This window comes from Novosphingobium aerophilum, from assembly GCF_014230305.1.
GTDB lineage: Bacteria > Pseudomonadota > Alphaproteobacteria > Sphingomonadales > Sphingomonadaceae > Novosphingobium > Novosphingobium aerophilum.
Genome location: NZ_JACLAU010000002.1, coordinates 104,793 through 124,564, shown reverse-complemented (window position 1 = coordinate 124,564; position 19,772 = coordinate 104,793). Strand labels below are relative to the sequence as shown.

The following is a 19,772-nucleotide window of genomic DNA, read 5'->3' as shown; positions in this document are numbered from 1 at the left end:
TCATGAAGGCCGATATCCATCCCGATTACCACACCATCAAGGTGCAGATGACCGACGGCACCGTCTTCGAGACCCGCTCCACCTGGGGCAAGGAAGGCGATACGCTGGTGCTGGATATCGACCCCACCTCGCACCCGGCCTGGACCGGCGGCAACACCCGCCTGCTCGACCAGGGCGGCCGCGTGGCCCAGTTCAACAAGCGCTTCGGCGGGCTCACGCTCAAGAAGTAAGCTTGCCGGTTTTCGGACGGATCAGGGCGGCCGGTGTGCCGCCCTTTTTCGTATCCGTCGTCCCGGGCTCGACCCGGGGCCGCCGGCCTCCTCGATCAGGCGCCGGTCTGATCCGGCCAGTGGTCCCGGAGCAAGTCCGGGACGACGTTCGGCGGAGCAACTTTTCGCTTCCCATTCGCCGCCGCCTGTGACAAAGGCGCGGCCCTGCCAAGGCCCTTCGGGGGCCGCGGCGCGATAGCGTGGCGACCGTAGCTCAGTTGGTTAGAGCGCCGGTTTGTGGTACCGGAGGTCGTGGGTTCGAACCCCATCGGTCGCCCCATCGCTTCCCCTCCCGCAGCGCTGGAATGGGCTCGCAAGGGGCCGCCTTTGCGACGGGTGAGGGCGTCCGAAGAGACTGCTTGCCGGAACGATTGCCACCTGCCAAATGACGGCATCGGTTGCGGCCCGAAACAAGGGGCCGGCCATTGGATACCCGTTTCGGCTCATGCACGGTTTCGCCAATCCCGCCCGTTTCCTCCGCCTCGCGCGCTGGCTGACTCCCTTGCTGATGCTGAGCGGTGGCATCCTTGCCCTGGGGGCCATGGGCTGGGGCGTGCTGCGTGGTCCGGCCGACAGCCTGCAGGGCGATACCGTTCGCATTCTCTATCTCCACGTCCCGACTGCCTGGCTCGGCATGGGCGGCTGGACCGCGCTGGCCATCGCCAGTCTGACCGAGCTGGTCTGGCGGCATCCGCTGGCGGCCATCGCGGCGCGTGCCATCGCCGTGCCCGGCGCGGTCTTCGCGGCGATCTGCCTGCTGACCGGGTCCATCTGGGGCCGGCCGGCCTGGGGCACCTGGTGGGTGTGGGACGGGCGCCTGACCTCAATGCTGGTCCTGCTGTTCCTGTACCTGGCCTATGCCGCGCTGGCCGATGCCGCGCAGCGCGATGGCGCGGGTGGATCGCGTGTCCCGGCGATCTTCGGCCTGGTCGGCGCGATCAACATTCCGATCATCCATTATTCGGTGCTGTGGTGGAACAGCCTGCACCAGCCGCCGAGCATCACCATGGGCAAGTCGGCCATGGCAGCGGATTTCCTGGTCCCGCTGCTCGTGTCGACCCTAGGCTTCTCGCTGCTGTTTGGCGGCATTGTGCTGATGCGTATGCGGGCGTTGCTGGCCGAGCAGCAGGCCGAGGCCCGGCTGCGGCGCAAGGCGCAGGCGGCATGAGGGCGGCGGCATGACGGGAGCGGCTTGATGGCGGGCGACACGATCGCGCGGGAAGCGTTGAACCAGTGGCATTTCGTCATCGCCGCCTATGCCATCGGGCTGGGCGGATGCGGGGCGCTGGTGGCCCAGAGCTGGCTCGCCATGCGCCGGGCCGAACGCCGGCGCGATGCCGGACGGGACCGGGGCAAGCAAGGACAAGCCGAGTGACTGCAATCAAGGCCAAGCACCAGCGGCTGATCCTGGCGCTGATCGCGCTGGCGGCGATCCTCGCCGCCGGGGCGCTCGCCGCCTGGGCGCTGCGCAGCCAGGCAAGCTATTTCTACCTTCCGGCCGATCTCAAGGCCAACCCGCCCGAAGTGGGCCGCGCGGTTCGTCTGGGTGGCATGGTCAAGGCCGGCTCGGTGGCCCGCGCGGCCGACGGGGTGACCGTGCAGTTCGTGGTCGACGATGGCAAGGCCGAGGTGCCGGTCCGCTTCAAGGGTATCGTCCCTGACCTGTTCAAGGAAGGTTCCGGCGTGGTTGCCGAAGGACGGCTCGATGCCGGCGGGCAGTTCGTGGCCGACAACCTGCTGGCCAAGCATGACGAGAAGTACGTCCCGCGCGAGATGAAGGACATGACGGCGGCCCGTGCGGCGGTGAGGGACACCCAGTGATCGCGGAGGCCGGTCTCGCCGCCCTGTGGCTGGCTGCCGCCCTGGCGCTGCTCCAGTTCGGCAGCGGCGTCGCGGCGCTGCGGGGTGAAGGCTCTCCGCTCGCCGCATTGGTGCGCCCGGTCGCGGTGGTGCAGGGCGCCCTGGCCCTGCTCGCCTTTGCCGCGCTGCTGCTGGTCTTCGCCCAGACCGACCTGTCGGTGAAGCTGGTCGCGCTCAATTCGCACTCGGCCAAGCCGATGATGTACAAGATCGCCGGCGCCTGGGGGAACCACGAAGGGTCGATGCTGCTGTGGGTGACCGTCATGGGCCTCGCCGGCAGCTTCGTCGCCCTGGTCGAGCGGCGCCTGCCCGAGCGCACGATGATCGCCACCCTGCTGGGACAGGCCTTCGTCAGCCTGGGGTTCTACGCCTTCCTGCTGTTCGCCTCGAACCCGTTCGAGCGGCTCAATCCCGTCCCGCCGGAAGGGCAGGGGCTGAACCCGCTGCTGCAGGACCCGGGCCTCGCCTTCCACCCGCCGACGCTGTACCTGGGCTATGTCGGGCTCTCGATCGCCTTCAGCTTCGCCGTCGGGGCGCTGATCACGCGCGAGGTGGGACCCGCCTTCGCCCGCGCCATGCGGCCCTGGGTGCTGGGGGCGTGGATCTTCCTGACACTAGGCATCACCGCGGGATCGTACTGGGCCTATTACGAGCTGGGCTGGGGCGGCTGGTGGTTCTGGGACCCGGTCGAGAACGCCTCGCTGATGCCCTGGCTGGCGGCGACGGCGCTGCTCCATTCGTGCTCGGTCCTGGCCGCCCGCAATGCCCTGCGGGCCTGGACAGTGATGCTGGGGGTGGTCGCCTTCTCGATGTCGATGGTCGGGACCTTCCTGGTCCGCTCGGGCATCCTCACCAGCGTCCACGCCTTCGCGGTCGACCCCAAGCGCGGGACCTTCATCCTCGCCCTGCTGGCAATCTACATCGGTGGTGCGCTGACCCTGTTCGCCTTCCGCGCCGCGACCGTGACCGAGGGAGAGCGGTTCGCCGTGACCAGCCGCGAATCCGCGCTGGTGTTCAACAATGTGATGCTGACCGGCACGCTGGGGATCGTGCTGATGGGCACGCTCTATCCCCTGGTCACCGAAGCCTTCGGCGAGCGCGTCTCGGTCGGCCCGCCCTATTTCAATCCGATGAGCGCGGTCTTCGTCGTGCCGATGCTGCTGGTGCTGACGGTCGGCCCGCTGCTGCGCTGGCGGCGCGACCAGTTGGCGCGCGTCCGCCTGCCGATGCTGATCGCCGCAGGGGTTGCGCTGACCGGGCTGGCCGTGGCGATCAGCCTGGCCCCGGGCAAGGTCCTGCCGATCATCGGCCTGGCCCTGGCTCCCGCCGTCGCCGTGGCCAGCCTGCTGCCGCTGCGCGGGCGCAAGCTGCGCCAGGTCAAGCTGCCGCTGTGGGGCATGGTGATCGCCCACTTCGGCATCGCCGTGGCCCTGCTCGGCATGGCCGCTGAAGGCGCCTTCACCACGGAGCGGCTGGTGGCCCTGCGCGTGGGCGAGAGCACCCCGGTCGGCCCCTGGCAGATCCGCCTGGCCCGGATCGAGCCGGTCGCCGGACCCAACTGGACCGCGCTCGAGGCGACGCTGGAAGCAAGCTATGCGGGGGCCGCGCCGATCGTGACTCATCCGCAGGCACGGATGTTCTGGGCGCCGGTGCAGAACACGGCGGAGAGCGCGCTGCTCACCCGCTGGAATGGCCAGCTTTACACCGTGCTGGGCGACAAGGCGGATGGCGGCGCCAATGGCGGGCGCTGGCAGTTGCGGCTGTGGTGGAAGCCGCTGGTCACATTGATCTGGATCGGCGGCGCGCTGATCGCGCTGGGCGGGCTGCTCGCGCTGCTCGGCCGCGTGGCGAGCGACCTGCGCCGCCTGGTCGCCTCCGACAAGATCGCCTTCCGGCGCCAGAGGCAGGGCCGATGACCGAAGCGTCCGTCAAGCGCCGCTCCTGGGCCCTGTGGCTGCCGCTGGTGGTCTTCGGCCTGTTCGCCGCCCTGTTCCTGTGGGGGCTGGTGCGGACCAAGGACGATACGGTGCCGAGCCGTCTGGTCGGCCGGCCGCTCCCCGCCTTTGATCTGCCTGCGGCGACCGACGGCAAGCCGGGCCTCAAGCACGCCGATCTGGCCGACGGCAAGCCGCGCCTGCTGAACGTCTTCGCCTCGTGGTGCATCCCCTGCGCTGCCGAGGCGCCGCAACTGGCCAGGCTGGCCGCGGCCGGAGTGGAGGTGGAAGGCGTGGCGATCCGCGATCACCGCGAGGACCTGGCCGCCTTCCTGCAGCGCAACGGCAACCCCTATCACCGGATCGGCGCGGATGATCTCGGCAAGCTGCAGATTGCCATCGGGTCTTCCGGCGTGCCCGAAACCTATGTGATCGATGGCAAGGGCGTGATCCGCTACCAGCACATCGGCGACATCACCCCGGACGACGTGGCCCTGTTGCAAGCCAAGCTGAAGGAGGCCGCGCTGTGAGCCGGCTCCTGCTGGTGATTGTCCTGGCTCTCACCCTGCTGCCCTCCGTGGCGGCCCGGGCCGACGATACCATGCCGCCGGCACCCTATGCCTATCGCCAGCTCGACGATCCCAAGCTCGAGGCCAAGGCCCAGGGGCTGATGGAAACGATCCGTTGCCTGACCTGCCAGAGCCAGTCGATCGCCGATTCGGATGCCTCGATCGCGGGCGACATGCGCAGCCAGATCCGTGAACGCATCGCCGCCGGCGAGGAGCCCGAGGCGATCCGCGCCTGGCTGGTCGAGCGTTATGGCGATTACATCACGTACACCCCGCGCGTGACCAGCCTGACCTGGCCGCTGTTCGCCGCGCCGGTGGCGATCCTGCTGGTGGCGGCGCTGCTGCTGCGGCGGCGCTTCGGCCGGGGTGAGCGGAACGGAGGGCCGCAGGCATGAGCTGGGTGTTCGTGATCGGCCTGGCCGTGATCATTTTCGTGCTGCTCGCCATGGTGCTCAAGGCCCCGCGCAGCTCGTGGGAGCTGCTCGGGGCGGCTCTGCTGCTGGGGATAGCCGGCTATGCCTGGCAGGGCTCGCCCGCCCAGCGCGGCGCGCCCAAGCCCCCGGCAGAGACCATCGACGGGGGCAAGGGGGCGGGTGACGTGGCCGAGCGCCAGAAGCTGGCCGATTCGGTCCCGATGAGCGACCGTGACCTGGTGGTAGCCGATGCCCTGGCCCGGCACGGCCAGTTCGCCGATTCGGCGGAATTCCTTCGGGGCGCGGTGCAGCGCAATCCCAACAATGCCGAGGCCTGGCTGGCCATGGCCAATTCGCTGGTCGGCCACGCCGAGGGCACCATTTCACCCGCCGCGATCTATGCCTACGACCAGGCCGAGCGGGCCGCGCCGGGCAGCCCGGGGCCGGCCTTTTTCAAGGGCCTGGCCCTCATCCGCTCGGGCCGGATCGATGAAGGCCGCAAGGCCTGGGCCGGCCTGCTCGCGCGGACTCCGCCCGATGCGCCGTGGCGTGCCGACCTCCAGGCGCGTGTCGCGGAACTGGACGGGTTCCTCTCGCGGGCCCAGGCCGCCCAGTAGCAATACAGGCAGCCTCTGCGGGAAGCCGTTGCGGGGCAGGGGGGCTGCTGCTAAGCGGCGGCACCTTTGCGCCGGGGTCGGCGACTCAGGGGCCATACCGGGGCAACCATAATGAGTGAAGCCGCAGATTTCGCCGTATCCGGCCCTGCCGCTGCAAACCCTTCCCATGATCACGCCGGCGGCGGCCACGGGCATCACCAGGGTTCGGTGATCAAGCTGGCCGTCGGCGCGATCGGCGTCGTCTTCGGCGATATCGGCACCAGCCCGCTGTACGCCATGCGCGACACCTTCGCCGGGCACCATCCGCTGCCGCTGGATGCCCTCCACGTGTTCGGCATCGTCAGCCTGATGTTCTGGTCGATGATGATCATCGTGACGGTCAAGTACGTCACGGTCATCATGCGCGCCGACAACAAGGGCGAGGGCGGCAGCCTGGCGCTGCTCGCGCTGATCAACCAGTCGATCAGCGGCAAGCGCTGGTCGGCCGGGATCGTCCTGTTGGGGGTCTTCGCGACCTCGCTGTTCTATGGCGATTCGATGATCACCCCGGCGGTCTCGGTGATGGGCGCGATCGAAGGTCTGGCGGTCTATCGGCCCGAGCTGGCCCCGCTGGTCGTGCCGATGGTGGTGGGCGTGCTGGTGGGCCTGTTCGTGATCCAGAGCCGCGGCACGGCCAAGGTCGCCACGCTGTTCGGTCCGGTCATGCTGACCTATTTCGCCGTGATCGCCGTGCTGGGCGCGCTGAGCATCGCCGACCATCCTCAGGTGATCGCCGCGCTGAGCCCGCATTACGCGGTCCAGTTGTTCATGGCCGATCCGTTCCGCGGCTTCCTGGCCATGGGTGCGGCCGTGCTGGCGGTGACCGGGGCCGAGGCGCTCTATGCCGACATGGGGCATTTCGGCCGCTCGCCGATCCGGGTCTCGTGGCTGGCCCTCGTTCTGCCGGCGCTGGTGCTCAACTATCTGGGGCAGGCCTCGCTGCTGGTCCGCCACCCCGAGGCGCTGGCGAGCCCGTTCTACTACCTGGCGCCGCAGTGGTTCCAGTGGCCCCTGCTCGGCCTGGCCTGCGCGGCGGCGATCATCGCCTCGCAGGCGGTGATCACCGGGGCCTTTTCGGTCACGCAGCAGGCGATCCAGCTGGGCTTCATCCCGCGCATGACGATCAAGTACACCAGCCTGAACGCCGGGCAGATCTATATCCCGGTGATCAACTGGGCGCTGATGATCGCGGTGATCCTGCTGGTGCTGGTGTTCGAGCGGTCGAGCAACCTGACCGCGGCTTACGGTATCGCGGTGACCGGGGCCATGGCGATCGACAACGTGCTGCTGGCGGTGGTCGTGCTGCAACTGTGGAACTGGCGCCTGTGGCAGGCGGTGCCGCTGCTGGGCCTGTTCTTCGCGCTCGACGCGGCCTACCTTTCGGCCAACTTCACCAAGATCCCCGACGGGGGCTGGGTGCCGCTGGTCATGGGGCTGAGCATCTTCACCCTGCTGACCACCTGGTCCAAGGGCCGCGCGCTGATGCGCCAGAACATGGCGGAGGGTTCCATCCCGTTCGAGGTCTTCGCCAAGAGCGCCCATTCCAGCGCGGCGCGGGTGCCGGGCACGGCGGTGTTCATGTCCTCGACCGCGCACGGCGTGCCTTCGGCCCTGCTGCACAACATCAAGCACAACAAGGTCCTGCATGAACGCGTCGTGGTCCTGACCGTGGCCATCCAGGACGTGCCTTATGTCGACGATGCGGAGCGGTTCACCGTCAAGCAGTATGGTGCCGGCTTCTTCAAGGTGGCGCTGCGCTTCGGCTTCCTGGAAGAAACCGACGTGCCGGCGGCGCTGACCAGGATCAGCATGTGCGGCGAGCCGTTCGAGATGATGAAGACCAGCTTCTTCCTGTCGCGCCAGACGCTGATCCCCTCATCCAAGCCCGGCATGGCGCTGTGGCGGGAAAAGCTGTTCGCCTGGATGCTGCGCAACGCGGCCAGTGCGATGGAGTTCTTCCGGCTCCCGACCAACCGCGTGGTCGAGCTGGGCAGCCAGGTCGAGATCTGAGTGGTGGCCGGGGCCGGACCGCTGCGCGCCTTTGCCCGGACCGGACTGATCCTGACCCTGCGCAGCGGCCTGAGCTCGGCCCGGGTCGCGATCACCGCCGGGCTGACGGTGGGGCTGGCGATGTCGCTGGCCGATGCCACGCTGTTCCGCCCGGTCGTACCAGCCGTTCAGCACGTCCTGGCCCACGAATGGTCCCTGACGGACCGGCTTGCCCGGTTCGCCCTGGGCGCGGTGGAGGATGAGCTGGTGTTGCGGCTGGGCGGGCTCAGCCTGATCATGGTGGCGCTGGTCGCCTGGCGGGGCGAACGGACCGCCCGGATCGATGCCCTGGCGGTGGGGTTGACCGCGGCGGTGCTGTGGCCGCTCTGGGCCTGGCCCTATCTGGCGGAGCTGGATGGGTCGGCCCTGACGCTCCTGCGCGAGATCGTCCTGCATGTCGGGGCCGGGTCGGTCTGGGGCTGGCTCTACTGCCGGCATGGCTGGATGGCCGGGGTGCTGGGCCACGTCAGCGCCCATCTGATGCTGCAACCGCTGCTGCCCTGGGTCGTCAGCTAAACCAGCATTTTTCCAGCATGTTTTGATGGGCCGCAATGACGGCGCCATCGCCGTGGGCTATCGGGAAGGCGGGTTCCGCGAGGGAGCCCGGGACGATCCGGCACCGGCTGCCAGTCCCGGTTCTCCCCGCGGAAGGGCTGTCCGCCCGGGTGCCGGCCGGGTCGAGGCGAACGGTAGCGGGCAGCCCGTCCCCATTCCCGGTAAGCAAAAAGGCGCCGCCCTTGCGGGCCGGCGCCTTCGGCTTGGTGCGATGGTGTCTGGATCAGGCGCCGAGGTTGGCCGTCACCATGCAGTACAGCATCGGCAGCGACAGCAGCAGGTTGGTCCGGCTGGCGGCGAGGGCGCGCGGCGCGGCGGCGGCCTTCTCCTCGTCGGTGGCCTCCTTCAGGCCGAGGATCTTCTGCTGGGCGGGCCAGATGATGAACCACACGTTGAACGCCATGATCAGCGCCAGCCACATGCCGAGGCCGATCAGCTTGACGTTGCCTTCGCCCGAGAAGGCGAGCGCCTGGTGGACATAGTCCGACAGGTAAGCGACGCCGAGCCCGGTGATGACCGTCAGCAGCGCGGCATAGCGGAAGAAGAAGAACACCTTGGGCGCGATGTAACCGGTGACGCCCTTCTTCAGTTCGGCCGGGACCTTGGGCATGGTCGGCACCTGGACGAAGTTCAGGTAGTAGAGCAGGCCGATCCACAGGATGCCGAAGAAGGTGTGGGCCCACCGGAAGATCCCATTCGCGGTGATCGGGGCCGATTCACCATATCCCACCATCACGGCAATGGCGGCGATCAGGCCGACCACCAGCACCAGATGCAGGTTTCCAAAGAACTTGGCCATTGCTTCCCCCTAGGAAATGGAACGCGTTTTGTCGTGTGCCCGGCACGCTTCGCCGGGCGGCGCGCGGTTAATGCGACATCCTCGCAAGAATGTCACCCCGCTTTTGCGGGCATCAGTCGTGCGGGGTGCCGCCGGTGATCTCATCCTCGGCCGGGGCGCCGAGGCCGTGGCGCATCAGCATCGGCAGATGCACGAAGGTGAACAGGAACGACAGCGGCATGAACAGCCACAGCTTGGCCGCGATCCATGTTTCCATCGACACATAGAACTGCCCCTGGTGCTTCAGGTTGAGCCCTTCGTTCAGCGCGGCGAGAAACAGGAAGAACACCGCCCAGTTGCGCGACAGCAGCCACCAGCCCCGATCGTCCAGGCCTTCGAAGGCCGCTTCGAGCAGGGTCTTGAGCAGGGCCTTGCCGCGCCACAACCCCGCGAACAGGATCACGGCGAAGAGCAGATAGACCGCCGTCGGCTTGTGGCGGATCCATTCCGGGTCCTGGGTGTAGATCGTGATGGCCCCGAACCCGACGATCATCGCCGTGGTCAGCCACAGCATCGGCGAGATGTGGCCCAGCCGCAGCTTCGAGAACACCAGCGCCGCGATCGAGGCGGCCATGAAGGCCATGGTCCCGAAGATCACGGCCGTGACCTCTTGCACGCCATGCTCGCCCTTGCCGGGGGCGTAGTGGCGGTAGACCAGGAAGAACACCAGCAGCGGACCGTAGTCCACCAGCAGGTTGAGCCAGCCGGACTTCGGCCCGGACTTCGGTGTGCTGGCAGGCGCGTTCATCAGGCCACTCCGGCGATGACCCGGGCAACCAGGTCGGGATCGAACGGACGCAGATCGTCCATCTTCTCGCCCACGCCGATGGCGTGGATCGGCAGGCCGAACTGCTCGGCCGCGGCCACCAGCACGCCGCCGCGGGCCGTGCCGTCGAGCTTGGTCATGACCAGCCCGGTCACCCCGGCCACCTCGCGGAAGATCTCGATCTGCTGCAGGGCGTTCTGGCCGTTGGTGGCATCCAGCACCAGCACCACGTCATGCGGCGCCTCGGGATTGAGGCGGCCCAGCACGCGCCGGATCTTGGCCAGCTCGTCCATCAGCTCGCGGCGGTTGTGCAGCCGTCCGGCCGTGTCGACGATCAGCGCATCGGTGCCGCGTTCGGTCGCCTGCTTGACCGCGTCGAACACGATCGAGGCAGGGTCGCCGCCCTCCGGGCCCTTGACGATCGGCACGCCCAGCCGGTCGGCCCAGACGCCCAGTTGCCCGATCGCGGCGGCGCGGAAGGTGTCGCCGGCGGCGAACATCACGGCATAGTCCTGTTCCTGAAACAGGTGGCCCAGCTTGGCGATGGTGGTGGTCTTGCCCGATCCGTTGACCCCGATCACCAGGATCACCTGCGGGCGCGGGAAGGCGGTGATCTCCAGCGGCTTGGCGACCGGGCGGAGGATCGCGGCGATTTCCTTGGCGACCGCTTCCTTGATCGCCTGCTCGTCGGCGCCGCGCTCGAACCGTTCGTCGGCCAGCCGGGCCCGAATGCGTGCGGCGGCGCGGGGGCCAAGGTCGGACAGGATCAGCGCGTCTTCGATATCGTCGAGCTGGTTGTCGTCCAGCCGGGTCTTGCTGACGATCCCCGCCAGGTTCTCGCCCAGCCGCTCCGAGGTCTTGCGCAACCCGCCGAACAGGCGGTCCGACCAGGAGGTGGCAGGACCGGAGGGTGGTGACGTCTCAGTGCTCATGCCAGCAGGCCTTCAACGATCCGTTCGGGGATCACGGTAACGATCTGTCCGCGCGGGACAGTGGGCGCAAGCCGCACCCGGGCGAAGTTTTGCGCATGGCCGGTCCCGTCGCTTTCGGCAAGCACCGACAGCGGCTGGTGCAGCAGCGAGCCGAGCCAGGCCTCGCGCCTCGCCGCCACCGCCCGGCGCAGCTCGGCCGCGCGGGCGCGGATCACCGCGGACGGCACTTGCGGCATGCGCGCCGCGGGCGTGCCCGGGCGGCGGGAATAGGGGAACACATGCCCGTGGACGATGCCCAGTTCGTCGATCGCGGCCAGGCTGGCCCGGTGCATGGCGTCATCCTCGGTCGGAAAGCCCGCGATCAGGTCGGCCCCGAGGGCCAGGTCCGGGCGCTGTCGGCGCAGATCGGCCACCAGGGCGCGGGTCTGGGCCATGGTGTGGCGGCGCTTCATCCGCTTGAGGATCAGGTCATGCCCGTGCTGCAGCGAGAGATGGAGGTGCGGCATCAGGCGGGGCTCGGACCCGATCAGCGCGATCAGCCGGGGGTCAAGCTCGACCCCGTCGACCGAGGACAGGCGCAGCCGGGGCAGGGTCGGGACATGGTGCAGGATCGCCGCGACCAGATCGCCCAGCGCCGGGGCGCCGGGCAGATCGTGCCCCCAAGAGGTGAGGTCCACACCGCTCAGCACCACCTCGGCCGCACCGGCGTCGACCCGGCGGGCGACCTCGTCGATGACCTCGGGGACAGGGACGGAGCGGCTCGGCCCGCGCCCCTGCGGGATGATGCAGAAGGTGCATGCGTGGTCGCAGCCGTTCTGCACCACCACATAGGCACGGGTGTAAGCGCCGGGCGGAACGGGCCCCGGCGAACCGGCAACGTTCCAGGCCCGCGCATCGAGCTTGGCGGTGTTGTCGACCAGGCCATCGACCTCGGCCATGGCGGCCAGCGCAGTCCGCTCGGTCCGGGCGGCGCAACCGGTGACGATCAGGCGCGCCTCGGGCCGGGCGCGACGGAGCCGGCGGATGGTCTGGCGGGTCTGGCGCACAGCCTCGGCCGTCACCGCGCAGGAATTCACCACCACCAGATCGTCGGCATCACGGAGCAGGCCGCGCAGGCTTTCGCCCTCGGCCAGGTTCATGCGGCAGCCGAGCGAGACGACCTCAGCCGCCATTCCCGGGCTCTGCCGCGCGGAAGCGTTCGGGCTCGAAGGTGCCGCGAAAGGCTTCGACCGCCGGGCCGGTCATCGTGATGCGATTGTCCGTCCCCCAGCCGATGGTCAGCATGCCGCCCGGCAGCGTGACCCGCACCTCGCGATCGACCAGCCCGCGCCGCATGGCGCCGATCGCGGTCGCGCAGGCGCCCGTGCCGCAAGCCAGGGTCAGCCCGGTGCCGCGTTCCCACACGCGCAGGCGGATCGCCTGACGGCTTTCGATCGTGGCAACGTTGACGTTGACCCGCTCCGGAAACAGCGGATCGGTCTCGATCAGCGGCCCGAGCCGGGCCAGGTCCACCCGATCGCAATCGGGCACGAAGAAGATCGCGTGCGGATTGCCGACATTGACCGCCACCGGGTTGTCCAGATGCTCCCAGCCGACGGGCAGGGCGAGCGTGTCCATGGCATAGGCCAGCGGAATGGCCTGCCAGTCGAACTGCGGCTCGCCCATGTCCACGGCGATGCCGGCATCGGCTGGTTCGGTGCGCAGAATGCCCGCCAGGGTTTCGATCGTGGCAGGGCGGCCCTCGAGCAAGCCGACCGCGCGGGTCGCATTGCCGCAGGCCGGGGATTCGGTGCCATCGGCGTTGAAGATGCGCATCCTGAGATCGGCCACCCCGCTCGGCTCCAGCACGATCAACTGGTCGCAACCGATCCCGGTGTGGCGATGGGCCAGAGCGCTGGCCAGGGTCTGGTCGATGGCCGGCAGCGCCCCGGTGCGGGCGTCGAGCACGACGAAATCGTTGCCCAGTCCGTGCATCTTGATGAAGGAAACAGCCATGGCGGGGCGTCTAGAGCATCCCGGCGGTTCGTGGCACCCCTTTTCGCGCACGCTCGACGCGGCGGGGCCAGTGTGCCCGTGCGCCGCCCGTCAGCCGCGGATCAGGCGACGTCGGACAGCGGGGGGCGCTGGTGGCGCTCGGTGGGGCGGGTCTTTGCGGTCAGCCCCATGTCCGCCAGCCGGGCCAGGGTCTCGCTGCCGGATTCGGGCCGGCCATAGAGATAGCCCTGGGCGTGCATGTTGCCCAGGTCGCGAAGCTGGCGGGCGATCTCGGCACTTTCCACGCCCTCGGCCGTGATCGGCAGTCCCAGGCCTTCGCCGAGCGAGGAGATGACGCGCACGATCGTCGCGCTGTCGGTGCATCCCGACATCGGGCTGACGAACGACCGGTCGATCTTCAGCCGATCGAACGGCAGGCTCTGCAGCTGGGCCAGCGAACTGTAGCCCGAGCCGAAATCGTCGAGCGAGACCGTCATGCCCTGGTTCTTCAGGCTGGCGATCAGGGTGCGGACCTGCTGGATGTTGTCGTGCAGGCAGGTCTCGGTAATCTCCACCTCCAGGCGACTGGCGGGGAAGTTGGCCTCGACCAGCAGCTTGATCAGCTTCTGGGCGAACCACGGATCGCGCAACTGCACCGGCGAGACGTTGATCGCGAGGGTGATCGAAGGATCCCATTCGCGGGCATCGCGCAGGGCCTGGCGGATCAGGCCTTCGGACAGGTCATCGATGACGCCGATTTCCTCGGCGATGGCGATGAACTGTTCGGGACCGATGTGGCCATAGTGCGGCGAATTCCACCGGGCGAGCATCTCGAACCCGGTGATCCGGCCTGTCTCGATATCGATCTGCTGCTGGTAGTAGGGCACAAATTCACCCGCCGGAATCGCGGCGCGCAGGGCCGTCTCCAGCTCGTGCCGTTCGCGCAGGTCCTTCTCCATCGCGGGATCGAACCAGCAGTGGTTGTTCTTGCCGGTCTTCTTGGCCTGGTACATCGCGATATCGGCCATGTGCAGCAGGGCCTGGGCATTGGCTTCGGCATGGGCATCGGACCGGGCAATGCCGACCGAGACCGTGACCTCAAGCTCCAGGTGGCCGATCGGCACCGGGCGGGCGACATGCAGGGTGATGCGGCGGGCGAAGTCCTCGACCGGTTCCGGCATCCCGGCGGCGAAAGGCACCACGCAGGCGAACTCGTCCCCGCCGAGCCGGGCCAGGAGGCCGCGCGCGGGCAGCAGATCGGCTATGCGCGCGGCACAGGCCTGCAGTACATTGTCGCCCACGCTGTGGCCGTTGGCGTCGTTGATTCGCTTGAAGTTGTCGACGTCGATCATCAGGAAGCCGACGTGCTCGCCGCGCTCGGCGCTGCCGGCGATCAGGGCGTCGGTGGCCGATGCGATCGCACGCCGGTTGAGGCAGCCGGTCAGGGGGTCATGCTCGGCCAGTTCGCGCGCCCGTTCCTCGGCCATACGGCGTTCGCGCACCTCTTCCTGAAGATCGCGATAGCGGCGCAGTCCGAAAATGATCAGCGCGATGTTGAGCAGCAGGGCGTTGGACAGCAGGCGGTCGGGCGGCAGACCCACGCCTTGCAGGGCCTGCACCACGTCCGGCATCACATTGGCGCCGGTGCCGATGAACATGATGATCGCGGCCACGCCGATGGCAAGGGCCATGAGATCGCGATCCGCCCGGCTGACCGAACGCGCGACCACCGGCTGATCGGCCGGATCGTTGAAATCGCGCATTCTTCCTCGCCCTGCGGCCACGTCCGATCCTCGCTGGTATGGAGGATGCGGTATGAACGATCAGGGTTGCAGATAGGTAAACGTACCCGCACGAGGGCCTGACCGGGGGGCCTTCGCTCAGGTCTTCAGGCCGATCTCGCGCAGCCGTTCCTGCAGGTAGTCGTCCGCGGTGATCGCATCGGGGTAGCGGTCCGGGTTATCGGCGCTGATGCACTGCGGCAGGGTTTCGAAGCGGAAATCGCTGCGCAGGTGCAGGAAGAACGGCATCGAATAGCGGCTGAACCCGGCCCGCTCGCCCACCGGGTTGCGCACCCGGTGCGTGGTGGAGGGCAGCACGTGATTGGTCAGGCGCTGCAGCATGTCGCCGATGTTGATCACCAGGGCGCCCGGCGGGGGCGCGACCTCGATCCACTCGCCGTCCTTGGTCAGCAGTTCCAGCCCGGCCTCCTCGGCCCCCAGCAGCAGGGTGATCAGGTTGATGTCCTCGTGCGCGCCGGCGCGGATCGCGCCTTCCGGGGCATCGGGGACGGGAGGATAGTGCAGCAGGCGCAGCACCGAATTGCCATCGGCGATGGCCGGATCGAACCAGTCGGCGGCCAGGCCCAGATCGACCGCGATGCGCGACAGGATGGTGCTGCCGGCCGCATCGAAGGCGGCATAAAGCGCCTCGAAGGTCTCGCGGAATCCCGCCGGGCGTTCGGGCCAGATGTTGTGCGGCATCGAGGCATCGAGCAGCGGATGACCATCGGGTAGGTCGCGGCCGACGTGCCAGAATTCCTTGAGATCGCTGACCTTGGCCCCCTTGGCGATCTCGCGCCCGAACGGGGTATAGCCGCGCGCGCCGCACAGTTCCGGGGTGAAGTAGCTGCGCTTTTCGGCGTCGGGCAGGGCGAAGAAGGCCTCGGTCAATTGCCAGGCGCGCGCGATCAGGTCCGGATCGATCCCGTGATCGCGCACCATGGCGAAGCCGAAGGTGCGGAATGAGGCGCCGATCGCCGCGGAAAAGCTCGCCGCGTCATCGCCCAAAGAAAGCACGGGAAGAGTCGTCAGGGGCATGTTGTGATGGTCCGAAGATTGTGGGTATGGCGCTCCCCATAACCGGTTTGCGAGCGCCTGACATGACCGAAATCAATCCCGCCCTGTCCGACCGCCTGTGGCTGATGAAGTCCGAGCCCGATGCCTATTCGTGGGACGACCTGCTGGCTGAGGGCGAAGGCACCTGGGACGGCGTGCGCAACCACCGCGCCGCCAACAACCTGCGGGCGATGGAGGTGGGCGATTTGGCGTTCTTCTATCATTCGAACATCGGCAAGGAGATTGTCGGGATCGTCACCATCAGCCAGGGCGGGCTGACCGATCCCACCGACCCGGACGGCAAGTGGGCCGCGGTCAAGGTCAAGCCGGTGCGCAAGCTGGCCCGGCCGGTGACGCTGGCGCAGATCAAGGCCGATCCGGCCCTGGCCGACATGGAACTGCTGCGGCTCAGCCGGCTGTCGGTGGCGGAAGTGACCCCGGGGCACTGGGCCCATATCCTGGGGCTGGCGGGCGAAGGCTAGCGGTACGGCGGAACAGGTGGGGAACTGCCTTAGCCCTCTACCCTTCAGGGGAGAGGGTTGGGAGAGGGGTCTGCGCTCATCAATTGCGCAAATCCCCTTTCAACTTCGGCTAATCCCTTCGGGACAAGCCTTCGTATCTCTCCCCCGAAGGGGAGAGAGCAAAGGTCCGACTTCGCTACCGATCACTCGCCCCGCACCCTCGACCTAGCGCCCATCCCGGGTCCAGCGGAAGCCGAAGCGGTATTCGTCGGGGTAGCGGCGGACCTTGTCGCGGGGCAGCGGATAGGCCTCGACCAGTGCCACTGTGCCGCCGGCCACGGCCAGCGGGCGGTCGAGTGTGAGCTCGACCGGGCCATTGTCGATCCGGACCATGACACGCACCGTGCCGGCCCGGACGCAGGCCACCCCGGCCGGGCAGCGGCTGTCCTCGACCAGTTGCTCGGGGCTGACCGTGATGGGGCCGGCCTGGGCCGTCTCGCCCAGCCGGGCGCGGGCCACGCCATCGTCCACGGTGCGGATCGTGATGCAGCCGGCGCACAGCCCGGCCAACGCGGGCAGGACGATTGCGGGCAGGGCGATTGCGGGCAGGGCGAGCGCGGCGGGCCAGGTGGCACGGCGGATGGACTGGGGCACGGCGTGATCCTTTGGGCTCGGAATGCACAGTCTGCCGCCATTGTCCTGTTGCGCAAGCCCGTCTAGGAGCGGCGCATGGTTTACGAGATCCAGCGCCTGCCCACCCAGCTCTACCTGATCTCCCCGGGCGAGGTCGACGGCGCGTTCCCCGATCGTCTGGCCCGCGCGCTCGACGCCGGTCCGGTCGCGGCCTTCCAGTTCCGCGTGAAGGGCGTCGACGAGCACAACGCCGCCCGCCTGGCCGAGCCGCTGCAGCGGATCTGCGCCGATCGCGAGGTGGCCTTCATCGTCAACGATTCGATCAGCCTGGCCAAGCGGCTCGGCGCGGACGGGGTCCATCTGGGCCAGGACGATGGTGACCCGCGGGACGCCCGCGAACGGTTGGGGCGCAATGCGCAGATCGGGGTGACCTGCCACGACAGCCGCCATTTCGCGATGGAAGCGGGTGAGGCCGGGGCCGACTACGTGGCCTTCGGCGCCTTCTTCCCCACCCAGACCAAGGCGGTGAAGCATCATGCCGAGCCGGATATCCTGACCTGGTGGCAGACCTTCTTCGAGCTGCCCTGCGTGGCGATTGGCGGAATCACGCCCGAGAACTGCGCCGGCCTGGCCGCCGCCGGGGCGGACTTCGTCGCTGCGTCGGGGGCCGTGTGGAACGGCGACGAGGCTGCGGCGGTGCGGGCCTTCGCCGAGGCGCTGGGGCTGCAAAGCTAGCCCGGACCATTCAGCGGGTCAGGCCACCACGGCGCACGCAGCGAAGCCGGCCGGGCGTGCCATCGGGCAGGATGCGGCGCAGCAGGGTGTTGCCGGTGCGGCGATACTCGGCATCCTTCAGCGGTCCGGCGGTGAACCGCAAACGGTCTCCGGTCAGCAGGTAGGTGCCGTGACCCAGCTCGGTGCGATAGGTTGATCCGTAGGCGATGGTGAAGTCTTCCGCCGGCTGCGGGATCCATGCCGCGCCCAGGGCGTCACCCGGCAGTTCGCAGGTGTAGCGCCCCAGGGTCAGCACGCCGACCGGACCACCCGGGGCCCCCGCCGCGGGCGCGAGGGGGCACAGCAGGGCCAGGGCAAGGCAGCCGGACCGGCTGATCCGGCGGAGGGGAGCGGGGGCCTTCATGTCTCCGGACCTAGCAGGTCCGCCCGCGCCGGACCAGTCACCTGCGGGCGGGGACGGGCCGGAGCGCGGTCCAAGCACCGCGCTTGCCGATCGGTCCGCCCCGCGCTAAGGGCCCGCCATCCGAGACTTCTCGCTCTTTCCCAATCTGTGAAGGCATCCCCATGGCGAAGATCAGCGGCGTCGACATCCGCCCCGGCAATATCCTGGAATATGAAAAGGGCATCTGGAAGGTCGCCAAGACCCAGCACACCCAGCCCGGCAAGGGCGGGGCCTTCATGCAGGTCGAAATGAAGAACCTGATCGACGGCCGCAAGACCAACGTGCGCTTCCGCAGCGCCGACACGGTCGAGCGCGTCCGCCTCGACACCAAGGACTTCCAGTTCCTCTACGTCGAGGGCGACGATCTGGTGTTCATGGACGTGGAGACCTACGACCAGATCACCCTGCCCAAGGACCTGCTCGGCGGCGCCGACGCCTTCCTGCAGGACGGCATGACCGTGCTGCTCGAAATGTACGACGAGCGCCCGATCTCGGTGCAGTTGCCGGAACAGGTCGAGGCGACCATTGTCGAGGCCGACGCCGTCGTGAAGGGCCAGACCGCCTCGTCCAGCTACAAGCCGGCGATCCTCGACAACGGGGTGCGCGTGATGGTGCCGCCGCACATCGAAAGCGGCACCCGCATCGTGGTCGACGTGTACGAGCGCACCTACGTCGGCAAGGCGGGCTGATCTCTCATGGCTGTTGTGTCCGGTCTGATCCGGGTGATGGAGAAGGCCGCGCGCAAGGCCGGCCAGCGGCTGCGGCGTGACTTCGGCGAGATCGAGCACCTGCAGGTCAGCCGCAAGGGCCCGGCCGATTTCGTCTCGAAGGCGGATCGGGCGGCCGAGCGGACGCTGTATGACGAACTCATTGCCGCGCGGCCCGACTGGGGTTTCGTGCTCGAGGAAGGCGGCACCATCGAAGGGGCCGAGGGCAAGCCTCGCTTCATCATCGACCCGCTCGACGGGACCAGCAACTTTCTCCACGGCATTCCGCACTTCGCCATCTCGATTGCGGTGCAGGAGCCCAGGCTGGACGGCAACGGCTGGGGTGATGTGACCGCCGCGCTGGTCTACCAGCCGGTCACCGACGAAAGCTTCTGGGCCGAGAAGACCCGGGGCGCCTGGCTGCAGGACAAGCGCCTGCGCGTGTCGGCGCGGCGCCATCTGGACGAGGCGCTGATCGCCACCGGCATTCCCTTCGCCGGTCATGGCGACTTTGCCGAATGGGCCCGCATCTTCGGCGCGATCGGCCCGAACGTGGCGGGCATCCGCCGCTTCGGCTCGGCCGCGCTCGATCTCGCCTGGGTGGCCGCGGGCCGCTACGACGGCTTCTGGGAATCGGGCCTCAAGGTGTGGGACAGCGCCGCGGGTTGCCTGCTGGTGCGCGAGGCCGGTGGCTTCGTCACCAATTTCAAGGGCCAGTCCGAAGCGATCTGTGCGGACGAGGTCCTGGCCGGGAACGACGCGCTGCATTCCAAGCTGCACAAGCTGGTCGCCGGCGCGCTGAAGTAAAGCTTGCGGTCGGCATCGCGCAGGGCAGTTGCCCCGGCGCGATCGGCCCGCTAAGCACCCCCCGACCGCACCTCCTCGGTTTGATCGGGGCCCCTGTGGCGGAATGGTAGACGCGACCGACTCAAAATCGGTTGGAGAAATCCGTGCCCGTTCGAGTCGGGCCAGGGGCACCAGCAACGGCGGATGAGCGCTTTTCCCGGGTCACCCGGGCCGCGCCAGCCGGATCGACGGAGGGCTGATTGGCATCCCGCCGGGTCGTACCTTGCGCCAGGTCCCGTCCCGTTCCCCCGGTTGACTCGACCCGAAGTGTAAAATCGTTCGACATCCACACTGCG

Annotated in this window: 23 protein-coding genes and 2 tRNA genes; 16 read left to right on the top strand and 9 right to left on the bottom strand. The window is 68.4% G+C overall.

Annotated elements, in window-relative coordinates:
• Positions 1 to 2 precede the first annotated feature (2 nt).
• The 11 genes from rpmE to H7F49_RS02695 all read left to right on the top strand — a co-directional run bounded on the left by rpmE (position 3) and on the right by H7F49_RS02695 (position 8,266).
• Entirely contained in the window at positions 3 to 230 is a 228-nt protein-coding gene (rpmE, locus tag H7F49_RS02745; RefSeq protein ID WP_185682036.1) for a 50S ribosomal protein L31, read from the top strand.
• A gap of 242 nt (positions 231 to 472) precedes the next feature.
• A tRNA-His gene (locus H7F49_RS02740) sits at positions 473 to 549 on the top strand.
• 165 nt (positions 550 to 714) lie between these two features.
• Positions 715 to 1,437: a heme ABC transporter permease CcmC gene (ccmC, locus tag H7F49_RS02735; protein ID WP_185682035.1), complete on the top strand. Its 723-nt coding sequence runs from the start codon at positions 715 to 717 to the stop codon at positions 1,435 to 1,437.
• A 27-nt stretch (positions 1,438 to 1,464) separates the two neighbouring features.
• A complete protein-coding gene (locus tag H7F49_RS02730; protein ID WP_185682034.1) occupies positions 1,465 to 1,644 on the top strand; it encodes a hypothetical protein in 180 nt (59 codons plus the stop codon).
• 5 nt (positions 1,645 to 1,649) lie between these two features.
• Complete coding sequence (gene ccmE, locus H7F49_RS02725; RefSeq protein ID WP_185685551.1) at positions 1,650 to 2,090, top strand: cytochrome c maturation protein CcmE; 441 nt, start codon at positions 1,650 to 1,652, stop codon at positions 2,088 to 2,090.
• Entirely contained in the window at positions 2,087 to 4,045 is a 1,959-nt protein-coding gene (locus H7F49_RS02720) for a heme lyase CcmF/NrfE family subunit (RefSeq protein ID WP_185682033.1), read from the top strand. The genes ccmE and H7F49_RS02720 overlap by 4 nt, the downstream gene beginning before the upstream one ends.
• Positions 4,042 to 4,593, top strand: coding sequence for a DsbE family thiol:disulfide interchange protein (locus tag H7F49_RS02715; RefSeq protein ID WP_185682032.1), 552 nt, complete (start codon positions 4,042 to 4,044; stop codon positions 4,591 to 4,593). Before H7F49_RS02720 ends, H7F49_RS02715 begins: the two co-directional genes overlap by 4 nt.
• A complete protein-coding gene (locus H7F49_RS02710; RefSeq protein ID WP_328806478.1) occupies positions 4,590 to 5,027 on the top strand; it encodes a cytochrome c-type biogenesis protein in 438 nt (145 codons plus the stop codon). The genes H7F49_RS02715 and H7F49_RS02710 overlap by 4 nt, the downstream gene beginning before the upstream one ends.
• Positions 5,024 to 5,662: a tetratricopeptide repeat protein gene (locus H7F49_RS02705; protein WP_185682031.1), complete on the top strand. Its 639-nt coding sequence runs from the start codon at positions 5,024 to 5,026 to the stop codon at positions 5,660 to 5,662. The genes H7F49_RS02710 and H7F49_RS02705 overlap by 4 nt, the downstream gene beginning before the upstream one ends.
• Positions 5,663 to 5,773: 111 nt before the next feature.
• Positions 5,774 to 7,711, top strand: a complete 1,938-nt coding sequence (locus H7F49_RS02700) for a potassium transporter Kup (RefSeq protein WP_185682030.1) — start codon at positions 5,774 to 5,776, stop codon at positions 7,709 to 7,711.
• 3 nt (positions 7,712 to 7,714) lie between these two features.
• The gene (locus tag H7F49_RS02695; protein ID WP_185682029.1) at positions 7,715 to 8,266 is read left to right on the top strand and encodes a hypothetical protein; all 552 of its coding nucleotides are present in this window, start codon (positions 7,715 to 7,717) and stop codon (positions 8,264 to 8,266) included.
• Positions 8,267 to 8,528: 262 nt separating this feature from the next.
• On the opposite strand, the gene H7F49_RS02690 is transcribed toward H7F49_RS02695, so the two are convergent.
• From H7F49_RS02690 to H7F49_RS02660, 7 genes are all read right to left on the bottom strand, one after another.
• On the bottom strand, positions 8,529 to 9,104 hold the full coding sequence (locus H7F49_RS02690) for a urate hydroxylase PuuD (RefSeq protein WP_185682028.1): 576 nt from the start codon (positions 9,102 to 9,104) through the stop codon (positions 8,529 to 8,531).
• 112 nt (positions 9,105 to 9,216) lie between these two features.
• Positions 9,217 to 9,891, bottom strand: coding sequence for an inner membrane-spanning protein YciB (locus H7F49_RS02685; protein WP_185682027.1), 675 nt, complete (start codon positions 9,889 to 9,891; stop codon positions 9,217 to 9,219).
• Positions 9,891 to 10,841 (bottom strand): signal recognition particle-docking protein FtsY, encoded by a 951-nt coding sequence (gene ftsY, locus H7F49_RS02680; RefSeq protein WP_185682026.1) that lies wholly within the window; start codon positions 10,839 to 10,841, stop codon positions 9,891 to 9,893. The genes H7F49_RS02685 and ftsY overlap by 1 nt, the downstream gene beginning before the upstream one ends.
• The gene (locus tag H7F49_RS02675; RefSeq protein WP_185682025.1) at positions 10,838 to 12,013 is read right to left on the bottom strand and encodes a MiaB/RimO family radical SAM methylthiotransferase; all 1,176 of its coding nucleotides are present in this window, start codon (positions 12,011 to 12,013) and stop codon (positions 10,838 to 10,840) included. The genes ftsY and H7F49_RS02675 overlap by 4 nt, the downstream gene beginning before the upstream one ends.
• Entirely contained in the window at positions 12,003 to 12,836 is an 834-nt protein-coding gene (dapF, locus tag H7F49_RS02670; RefSeq protein WP_185682024.1) for a diaminopimelate epimerase, read from the bottom strand. The genes H7F49_RS02675 and dapF overlap by 11 nt, the downstream gene beginning before the upstream one ends.
• 101 nt (positions 12,837 to 12,937) lie before the next feature.
• Positions 12,938 to 14,578 (bottom strand): putative bifunctional diguanylate cyclase/phosphodiesterase, encoded by a 1,641-nt coding sequence (locus tag H7F49_RS02665; RefSeq protein ID WP_185682023.1) that lies wholly within the window; start codon positions 14,576 to 14,578, stop codon positions 12,938 to 12,940.
• Positions 14,579 to 14,695: 117 nt separating this feature from the next.
• Positions 14,696 to 15,634, bottom strand: a complete 939-nt coding sequence (locus tag H7F49_RS02660) for an isopenicillin N synthase family dioxygenase (protein WP_185682022.1) — start codon at positions 15,632 to 15,634, stop codon at positions 14,696 to 14,698.
• A gap of 62 nt (positions 15,635 to 15,696) precedes the next feature.
• Between H7F49_RS02660 and H7F49_RS02655 the strand changes: the two genes are divergently transcribed.
• Entirely contained in the window at positions 15,697 to 16,134 is a 438-nt protein-coding gene (locus H7F49_RS02655; protein ID WP_185682021.1) for an EVE domain-containing protein, read from the top strand.
• 204 nt (positions 16,135 to 16,338) lie between these two features.
• On the opposite strand, the gene H7F49_RS02650 is transcribed toward H7F49_RS02655, so the two are convergent.
• Entirely contained in the window at positions 16,339 to 16,767 is a 429-nt protein-coding gene (locus H7F49_RS02650) for a hypothetical protein (RefSeq protein WP_185682020.1), read from the bottom strand.
• Between the two features lie 75 nt (positions 16,768 to 16,842).
• Here H7F49_RS02650 and thiE point away from each other — a divergent pair, with 75 nt between their 5' ends.
• A complete protein-coding gene (gene thiE / locus H7F49_RS02645) occupies positions 16,843 to 17,481 on the top strand; it encodes a thiamine phosphate synthase (protein ID WP_185682019.1) in 639 nt (212 codons plus the stop codon).
• A 10-nt stretch (positions 17,482 to 17,491) separates the two neighbouring features.
• Here the strand turns inward: thiE and H7F49_RS02640 are convergent, their stop codons facing one another.
• Positions 17,492 to 17,884 (bottom strand): elongation factor P, encoded by a 393-nt coding sequence (locus H7F49_RS02640; protein ID WP_185682018.1) that lies wholly within the window; start codon positions 17,882 to 17,884, stop codon positions 17,492 to 17,494.
• A gap of 161 nt (positions 17,885 to 18,045) precedes the next feature.
• On the opposite strand from H7F49_RS02640, the gene efp reads away from it, so the two are divergent.
• The 3 genes from efp to H7F49_RS02625 all read left to right on the top strand — a co-directional run bounded on the left by efp (position 18,046) and on the right by H7F49_RS02625 (position 19,610).
• The gene (gene efp, locus H7F49_RS02635) at positions 18,046 to 18,612 is read left to right on the top strand and encodes an elongation factor P (protein WP_185678453.1); all 567 of its coding nucleotides are present in this window, start codon (positions 18,046 to 18,048) and stop codon (positions 18,610 to 18,612) included.
• A 6-nt stretch (positions 18,613 to 18,618) separates the two neighbouring features.
• Positions 18,619 to 19,437, top strand: a complete 819-nt coding sequence (locus H7F49_RS02630; protein ID WP_185682017.1) for an inositol monophosphatase family protein — start codon at positions 18,619 to 18,621, stop codon at positions 19,435 to 19,437.
• Positions 19,438 to 19,526: 89 nt separating this feature from the next.
• Positions 19,527 to 19,610, top strand: a tRNA-Leu gene (locus H7F49_RS02625).
• The last annotated feature ends 162 nt before the right edge of the window (positions 19,611 to 19,772 follow it).

Excerpts from the sequence above, each read along its gene's own strand:
- H7F49_RS02715 (WP_185682032.1), top strand. The coding sequence starts at position 4,042 with ATGACCGAAGCGTCCGTCAAGCGCCGCTCCTGGGCCCTGTGGCTGCCG.
- H7F49_RS02675 (WP_185682025.1), bottom strand. The coding sequence starts at position 12,013 with ATGGCGGCTGAGGTCGTCTCGCTCGGCTGCCGCATGAACCTGGCCGAG.
- ccmC (WP_185682035.1), top strand. The coding sequence starts at position 715 with ATGCACGGTTTCGCCAATCCCGCCCGTTTCCTCCGCCTCGCGCGCTGG.
- ftsY (WP_185682026.1), bottom strand. The coding sequence starts at position 10,841 with ATGAGCACTGAGACGTCACCACCCTCCGGTCCTGCCACCTCCTGGTCG.
- H7F49_RS02630 (WP_185682017.1), top strand. The coding sequence starts at position 18,619 with ATGGCTGTTGTGTCCGGTCTGATCCGGGTGATGGAGAAGGCCGCGCGC.
- H7F49_RS02655 (WP_185682021.1), top strand. The coding sequence starts at position 15,697 with ATGACCGAAATCAATCCCGCCCTGTCCGACCGCCTGTGGCTGATGAAG.
- H7F49_RS02660 (WP_185682022.1), bottom strand. The coding sequence starts at position 15,634 with ATGCCCCTGACGACTCTTCCCGTGCTTTCTTTGGGCGATGACGCGGCG.
- H7F49_RS02690 (WP_185682028.1), bottom strand. The coding sequence starts at position 9,104 with ATGGCCAAGTTCTTTGGAAACCTGCATCTGGTGCTGGTGGTCGGCCTG.
- dapF (WP_185682024.1), bottom strand. The coding sequence starts at position 12,836 with ATGGCTGTTTCCTTCATCAAGATGCACGGACTGGGCAACGATTTCGTC.
- H7F49_RS02640 (WP_185682018.1), bottom strand. The coding sequence starts at position 17,884 with ATGAAGGCCCCCGCTCCCCTCCGCCGGATCAGCCGGTCCGGCTGCCTT.
- H7F49_RS02705 (WP_185682031.1), top strand. The coding sequence starts at position 5,024 with ATGAGCTGGGTGTTCGTGATCGGCCTGGCCGTGATCATTTTCGTGCTG.
- H7F49_RS02685 (WP_185682027.1), bottom strand. The coding sequence starts at position 9,891 with ATGAACGCGCCTGCCAGCACACCGAAGTCCGGGCCGAAGTCCGGCTGG.
- thiE (WP_185682019.1), top strand. The coding sequence starts at position 16,843 with ATGGTTTACGAGATCCAGCGCCTGCCCACCCAGCTCTACCTGATCTCC.
- rpmE (WP_185682036.1), top strand. The coding sequence starts at position 3 with ATGAAGGCCGATATCCATCCCGATTACCACACCATCAAGGTGCAGATG.
- H7F49_RS02700 (WP_185682030.1), top strand. The coding sequence starts at position 5,774 with ATGAGTGAAGCCGCAGATTTCGCCGTATCCGGCCCTGCCGCTGCAAAC.
- H7F49_RS02730 (WP_185682034.1), top strand. The coding sequence starts at position 1,465 with ATGGCGGGCGACACGATCGCGCGGGAAGCGTTGAACCAGTGGCATTTC.
- H7F49_RS02665 (WP_185682023.1), bottom strand. The coding sequence starts at position 14,578 with ATGCGCGATTTCAACGATCCGGCCGATCAGCCGGTGGTCGCGCGTTCG.
- efp (WP_185678453.1), top strand. The coding sequence starts at position 18,046 with ATGGCGAAGATCAGCGGCGTCGACATCCGCCCCGGCAATATCCTGGAA.